The organism is Acinetobacter sp. S54 (assembly GCF_016624945.1).
In the GTDB taxonomy this organism is placed as follows: Bacteria; Pseudomonadota; Gammaproteobacteria; order Pseudomonadales; family Moraxellaceae; genus Acinetobacter.
The window spans coordinates 1-203 of sequence record NZ_JACVUI010000043.1 but is presented as its reverse complement, the minus strand read 5'-3'; the positions used below and the strand labels follow the sequence as shown (position 1 = coordinate 203).

Sequence of the window (203 nt, the reverse complement as noted above, 5' to 3'; positions counted from 1 at the left end):
TAATTGCATCTGTATCATTGACTGGATTGACAACAGGGGCAGTTGGCGCCATTGTGTCAATTACCACTGTCTCAGTGGTTGTCCCCACATTTCCTGCTGCATCCGTTGCATTTACCACAACAGTATGAGAACCGTCAGTTAAGGTTGGTAATGTATTGTCTGCCAGAGTCCAGGTTCCATCGCCGTTATTCGTAGCTGGATAA

The 203-nt window shown here is 46.3% G+C and carries 1 protein-coding gene; it reads right to left on the bottom strand.

The genetic code is table 11. The features are described 5' to 3' along the window. The coding region (locus IAE20_RS16730) for an Ig-like domain-containing protein (protein WP_227611213.1) at positions 1-203 on the bottom strand (203 nt) is incomplete at both ends.